We start from the raw sequence: 6,311 nt of genomic DNA, 5'->3' as shown, positions 1-6,311 counted from the left end.
CCCGACAGTTACCTGTCACGCCTGTCAAGGTAGGCTCTTCTGACGGAACAGAAGGTTCACTAGATTCCTCCTAAACAATAGATCGATCTTGAACAACTACAACAGCGACTTCGAGTCGCACTGTCAGATATTTTGTGTGCAAAGGCTACGTAGACTTTTCCACAGTGCCGCACGCCGCCCCATGTGCAGGGCAAGAGTGTGCGGCGCGGTGGTAAAGTCGTGTTCATTCTACGCTCGCAGATTGAATCGGTCGGTGTACATGATGGCGAACTGATTCATCGCCTGTTTCCAGTCATGCGCAGCACGGCTCCATTGCGCGGTGATGTTGCGCAGAGCCAGCCAGATAAGCTTGGTGGCGGCGTCGTCGCTGGGGAAGTGTCCACGAGTCTTGATGATCTTGCGCAGGCGCGCATGGACACTTTCTATGGAATTGGTGGTGTAGATGACGCGACGCACCTCGGGCGGGAACGCAAAGAACGGAATCACGTGTTGCCAGGCCCGTCTCCAACTGGCAGCCACAGTTGGAAACTTCTGTCCCCAAGGGCCTTGCTCAAATGCGCTGAGCTCGGCTTCGGCCACCTCGGCACTTGAGGCGGTATAGATCGGTTTGAGCGCTGCGGCCAGTGCCTTTCGCTCCTTCCAGTTGGCAAACTCCAGGCTGTTACGGATCAAGTGCACGATGCAGGTCTGGAGCGTGGTGGCCGGATAGACGGCAGCAAGCGCCTCAGGCATGCCCTTGAGGCCGTCCGTGACAGCAATGAGGATGTCGTTGCAGCCGCGCGTCTTCAGGTCGTTGAATACCTTGAGCCAGAACTTGGCACCTTCGGTGTTCTCAATCCAAAGACCCAGAATGTCCCGCGTCCCGTCGGCAAGCACGCCGAGCGCCAGGTAGACCGCCTTGTTGCGCACCACGGCATCCTCCCGGATCTTGACGCGCAGGGCATCGAAGAAGACGACCGGGTACATCGGCTCCAGTGGCCTGGCCTGCCACGCGGTAATCTCGCTCATGACGGCATCGGTGACACTGCTGATGAACTCGGGACTGACTTCGACGTTGTACATGTCGCGCAGAAAGGCTTGCATCTCGCGCATGGTCATGCCACGTGCATACATGGCAATGATCTTGTCGTCGAACCCGGTGAAGCGCCGCTCGTGCTTGCCGATCAGCTGCGGCTCGAATGAACCCTGGCGGTCGCGCGGGATGTCGATGCGCAGCGCACCTTCGTCGGTCAGAACTGTCTTGGCGCTGGTGCCATTACGATGATTGCCGTTCTCACCCGGCTTGGCGGCTCCCGGCGGATAGCCCAGATGGTGGGTCAGCTCCCCACTCAAGGCGCGCTCAATGACCGCCTTCTTGAATTTGCCCATCAGGGCTTCAACTGCTTGCGCAGTCATCGGCCCGGTAACGAATTGATCAAGAAGCTCCTTGGAGATTTCTGGCGTGGAAGATTGGTAAGCGCTAAATTGGACACACCTATGCTGGCTGGTTAAAAGGGAGCACGATTGCGTCCGCAACGACATTATTGCGGACGCAACCATGAACTCTGATGATTTGACATTTCTTCCCCTGAAGGTCATTCGTGCCACACCCAGCGGCAAGCGGACCTTCGAGCCTGAAGGCAAGCGGCGGCTGATCGAGGCCTGCCAGCAGCCAGGCGTGTCGATTTCCGGCATGGCGCTCAAGGCCGGAGTTAACGCCAACCAGTTACGCAAGTGGCTTCTCCAGTCTCGCAAAGAGGCCTCTCTTGCCTGCGTGACCCAGGTGCCGGCGTTCGTGCCGGTACGTCAGGTTGACAGCCCGGCGCCACATCACCAGCAGCCCACTCCAATGCATGCATCGGTGTCGCCGTCACGACTGTTGGCGCGGCTGCCCAATGGCGTGACGGTGGAATTGGAGTGCACCGGGCACGATACTGCTCTGGTGACGGCGATGATCACCGCCCTGGGAGCACACTGATGTTCCGGCTCGACGCCCACTTGCGCGTCTATCTACACCGCGATCCGATCGACTTCCGGGCTGGCATGAACAGCCTGGTGACGCTGGTCGAGCAAACCATGCAGCTCGATCCGTTCTCCCGTGCCGTCTTCGCCTTCCATAACCGTGGCCGCGATCGCATTAAGTTGCTGCTGTATGACCGTTCGGGCTTCTGGCTATTGATGAAACGGCTCGAAGCCGATCGTTTCGCCTGGCCCCGGCAGCCGCAGGCAGTCATCGAACTCTCCACCGAACAGCTGCACTGGCTGCTTGACGGCATCGATATCGAGGCCATGCGCCGGCACCCGGCGCGATCCTACCGGCACGCCAGCTGAGCGGTCACAGCCATCGGCCGTGGTTCGCGAACCACAGGCTGGGGGTCTGTTACAAATTGATGTAAACCCATTTGCCGCGGGAGTTGGCTATCGTGGCGGGTATGACCACGTACGACATCTCCCAGCTACCGGCCCCCGTTCAAGACTATATCCGCGCCCTTGAAACGCAAGTCTCGACATTGAACGAACGCATCCTGCTTCTCGAAGAGCAATTCCGCCTGGCCCAGAGCAAGCGCTTTGCCCCCAGCAGCGAGAAGCTCAAGGACCGCGTGTTCGATGAGGCCGAGCAGACGGCCCAGGCAAACGCCGACGATGAGGATGGCGATGAGGCATTCGCGTTACCAGAAACCGGGCTGCCATCGGCCGATGCGCCTGCATCCGCCAAACGGGGCCGCAAGCCCTTGCCGGCCAATCTGCCGCGCACGCGCATCGAGTACGACCTGCCCGAGGACCGCAAGATCTGCCCCTGCTGCAGTGGCGAACTGCACCGCATGGGTGAGGAAGTGACCGAGCAGCTGCACATCGAGGTCAAGGCCTCGGTACTGCAGCATGCGCGGTTGAAGTATGCGTGCCGCCATTGCGAGCGCCACGGCGTTCGCACCCCCATCGTGACGGCGCCCATGCCGGCGCAACCGCTGCCGGGCAGCCACGCGGGCGCGTCCATGCTCGCCGCGGTCACCACCGGCAAGTTCGTTGACGGCACGCCGCTGTACCGGATGGAGGAAGTACTGGCGCGTGCCAGGATCGCGGTCGGCCGCGGCACGCTGGCCAACTGGATCATCCGACCAGCCGAGCTGCACTACCAGCGGCTGGTCGATGCGCTGCGCAAGACGTTGCTGTCGCAGCCGCTCATCCATGGCGACGAGACGACGGTACAGGTGCTCAAGGAGCCGGGCCGTGCGGCGCAGAGTACGTCGTACATGTGGGTGTACCGCAGTGCCGAGGACTGCGCCGAACCGGTGGTGCTGTTCGACTACCAGCCGGGGCGCGGGCAGCAATATCCGCAGGCCATGCTGGCCGCCTATGACGGCATGTTGATGACCGATGGCTACGCCGCCTGGCGCACGCTGGAGGGACCGACGCAGTTTGGTTGCCTGGCCCATGCCAGACGCATGTTCATGGAGGCGCTCAAGGCACAGAAAAAGCCCGGCGGCCGGGCGGCGCAGGCGCTGGCGTACTTCCAGGCACTGTATCAGGTCGAGACGCTGGCCAAGGTAGAAATGCCCGCAGGTCAAACGCGCGCGGACTACCGCTACCGGCTGCGCCAACAGCACAGCGTGCCGCTGCTCAATGCGTTCAAGGCATGGCTAGACGAGCTGGCACCGCAGACACTGCCTAAAAGCCTGCTGGGCAAAGCCATTGGCTATGCGCGCAACCAGTGGGATTACTTGAGCCGGTATGTGACGGATGGGCGAGCCCCAATCGACAACAACGTCATCGAGCGGGATATCCGCCCCTTCTGCACTGGAAGGAAATCATGGCTGTTCAGTGACAGTGTGGCCGGTGCGAAAGCCAGCGCGATGGTGTACAGCCTGATGCTGACATGCCGCGCGTGCGGTGTCGAGCCCTACGAGTATCTGCTGCATGTGCTCACCGAACTGCCGCAACGTTCCCCGGAGGCAGACGTCACGGACCTGCTTCCATTCCGCTACGCCGAACAGCTTAAAGTCAGGGCAGCCACACCGTAGACTGAACGCGCCGATTACCCAGGCCATCCAACTGCCGATATCTGCTCATCGCCGATCAAAGCGATCGTCGCGATGCGTTCTCGCTCGCCCTTGATGCGATCGATTCTTAATCCAGTGTGGAGAAACTACCGCTTACGAAGATTGTTCCGGTGTCAGACCCTTGGTCTTGCGTGGCATATCGCCTCCATATCGTCAAAGATATGATATGCCTCGCACACAAAAATCAGGACAGGCTCCACCAAGGCTAACCAAGCAGCCACCTTATGTCTGCACCATCATATGCTCACCTATATCCAATCATGATGTTTCGTCTATGATTCCCATGGCTTGACGCGACGCACCCCTTTCTCGTCCATGACATTGTGATTAACCCGCCGTTTGCCGTTCAAACTCGATAGGCGCTGACCTTCCAATCCATTATCATTCATTGCATTTTTTAGTCCATTCTCATGGTTTTAAATGTATGGTAGGTAAATATTATTACTAATCAACAAGTTAGCTCGATCCTTAGATGGTGCGATAGCACGGTGTCGGTCTCCCAAGTACCGCGCCATTTCGTTTCCCAGCCGTCGAAAGATAAGTGTTGACCATGAGAAGATCGGGGTCAATCCAACGCGCGACGGCACACCAAAATCGTCTATAAAGGCATGTCGGTACCGCTGCGGTCGCCTGCAGATCAGGCAAGATCATTTCGATGAGCAATGCTGAACCGTCATGCTTCCCTTATCGCCTTCGGGCAGCGCGTTGCCGCACCAAGCTGTGCGTAATGAGGGATGTCGCTCTTTGTATTTCATTAAACGTCGTCCATTCGTTTGGTCATGATCAGGCCGTGGGTACGACGACTTTGACTTACAACTCGTCCAACATTTTCACGGTGAAAATCATGATTGAAGAAGTTGCTGGCAACTTCCTTATATATTGCCGGACAACGGGAAGTGACCATTGGACGACACGGACTACCTTCCTTGATATTGTGCGCTATATCGATGGATGGCTTTTGCGTTCATCCGCCTGCCGGAGCAGTGTCATAGGCGCTTGCCAATAACTGATCTTTATACCTCATTTGCATCCTGCCACGAACTCCGCCCGCCCTATCAATGCACAGTTCGCCACGAGCGAGGACGATTACTTCGCTGCCCGTCCTTCGGTGCGACTTACAAGAAGCAGCGGAGGTCATCAATGTCGGTTTCCAGCGCAACCATCCCCCTTGTATAACGGACAGATCGAAGCGGCCAACAGTTGGATCCTGCGTCGAGACGCATTGCGCTGGGGCTTCGCCGACCATAACAGATGGCCTAAGTACGGATGTGATGCAGAGACTTTGAAGGGCAAATTCCAGTTGCATTCGCTGTCGGCGTCAATAGCGTGTGTCACGCGTTCCTAGCCATCGTCGTCGCCATGATCTCATCACGAAATACGGGCAGGCGCGGATTGACATCGTTCTTGAAAAGGGACCGAAACCGGTGTTGACGCGACCGCTGACATCCACCTCGCCCCAGCCCTTGCGTGCAGCCGCAGGCATGGGAGCGATGGAGATTCCTACTGCTAGACGGCGATGTCCCGCCGCGAGAAGGTTCAGCGCAGCGTTGACGTCACGAGGGTGTATCGTGCTGCACTCGCAGCAAACCTATTCTCTTTTTCGTGAGCCTTCCCGGTCACAGGGACCGGCGCCTTCTTCCCGGCCGCAACAGGTGACGGTTGAATACGCTTCATTGACTTCCTCAACCAATGTGCCGGCGTGTTAATCCTTGTACTGCAGCAGGGTTCTGAACCTACTCCATCCGGCGTGTCGTACTGACTTGACCATGCCGGTTTTTGCTAGGGCAGAAACGTGCACGTTGCCGATGAAGAACGCACCATCGCGTCGAATGAAGTGGGTGTTAAGTTTATGCAGGTCATCCTTGCGCTGATTGGCCATCTTGCGTCGATTGCTTTGACGCGCTGGGTTTGGAACGCACGCTGGGCTGTGGCCGGCATGCCTTCCATGGTCCGGCACAACTGCCTAGCCTCTGCCGTGATGTTACAGTACCGTCCGCAGCGAGCATCCTGGTTTAAGCTGCCGGGTGCAAGGAACATGGCTTTGCTTCCTCATGGGCTGGCGTTGGTAAAGATTGGCGTCCTTGGGTTGTAGCCGTCCATTCTCTCCTGCGGTTCGACGTAAAGCTAATTTTCACGGTGAAAATTCCGTTGATACGATGGCGGAGACTTTCTACGCGCGCGAACAAACGAATACGATGGTCCGCTCGCCCCTTAACCCAACCCAAGTAAGTGCGTGGTTTGGCCGGCGAACAGTACTATCGTGAGTAGAGATAT

At 58.1% G+C, this 6,311-nt stretch carries 5 protein-coding genes; 4 read left to right on the top strand and 1 reads right to left on the bottom strand.

Annotation, left to right across the window (positions count from 1 at the left end; genetic code table 11):
* Positions 1 to 228: 228 nt before the first annotated feature.
* Complete coding sequence (locus IGW03_RS32525; RefSeq protein WP_438943690.1) at positions 229 to 1,539, bottom strand: IS256 family transposase; 1,311 nt, start codon at positions 1,537 to 1,539, stop codon at positions 229 to 231.
* Here IGW03_RS32525 and tnpA point away from each other — a divergent pair.
* From tnpA to IGW03_RS32505, 4 genes are all read left to right on the top strand, one after another.
* A complete protein-coding gene (gene tnpA / locus IGW03_RS32520; RefSeq protein WP_194726603.1) occupies positions 1,538 to 1,957 on the top strand; it encodes an IS66-like element accessory protein TnpA in 420 nt (139 codons plus the stop codon). The genes IGW03_RS32525 and tnpA overlap by 2 nt on opposite strands.
* Positions 1,957 to 2,310 carry an IS66 family insertion sequence element accessory protein TnpB gene (gene tnpB / locus IGW03_RS32515; RefSeq protein ID WP_194726602.1) on the top strand — a complete coding sequence of 118 codons (354 nt, stop codon included), beginning with the start codon at positions 1,957 to 1,959 and terminating at the stop codon, positions 2,308 to 2,310. The genes tnpA and tnpB overlap by 1 nt, the downstream gene beginning before the upstream one ends.
* Positions 2,311 to 2,411: 101 nt before the next feature.
* A complete protein-coding gene (gene tnpC / locus IGW03_RS32510; RefSeq protein ID WP_194726601.1) occupies positions 2,412 to 3,998 on the top strand; it encodes an IS66 family transposase in 1,587 nt (528 codons plus the stop codon).
* 1,831 nt (positions 3,999 to 5,829) lie between these two features.
* Positions 5,830 to 6,129 carry a hypothetical protein gene (locus IGW03_RS32505; protein WP_194726600.1) on the top strand — a complete coding sequence of 100 codons (300 nt, stop codon included), beginning with the start codon at positions 5,830 to 5,832 and terminating at the stop codon, positions 6,127 to 6,129.
* The last annotated feature ends 182 nt before the right edge of the window (positions 6,130 to 6,311 follow it).

This window comes from Noviherbaspirillum malthae, from assembly GCF_015352985.1.
Lineage (GTDB): Bacteria > Pseudomonadota > Gammaproteobacteria > Burkholderiales > Burkholderiaceae_D > Noviherbaspirillum > Noviherbaspirillum malthae.
This window is presented reverse-complemented; position numbering and strand designations above follow the sequence as displayed.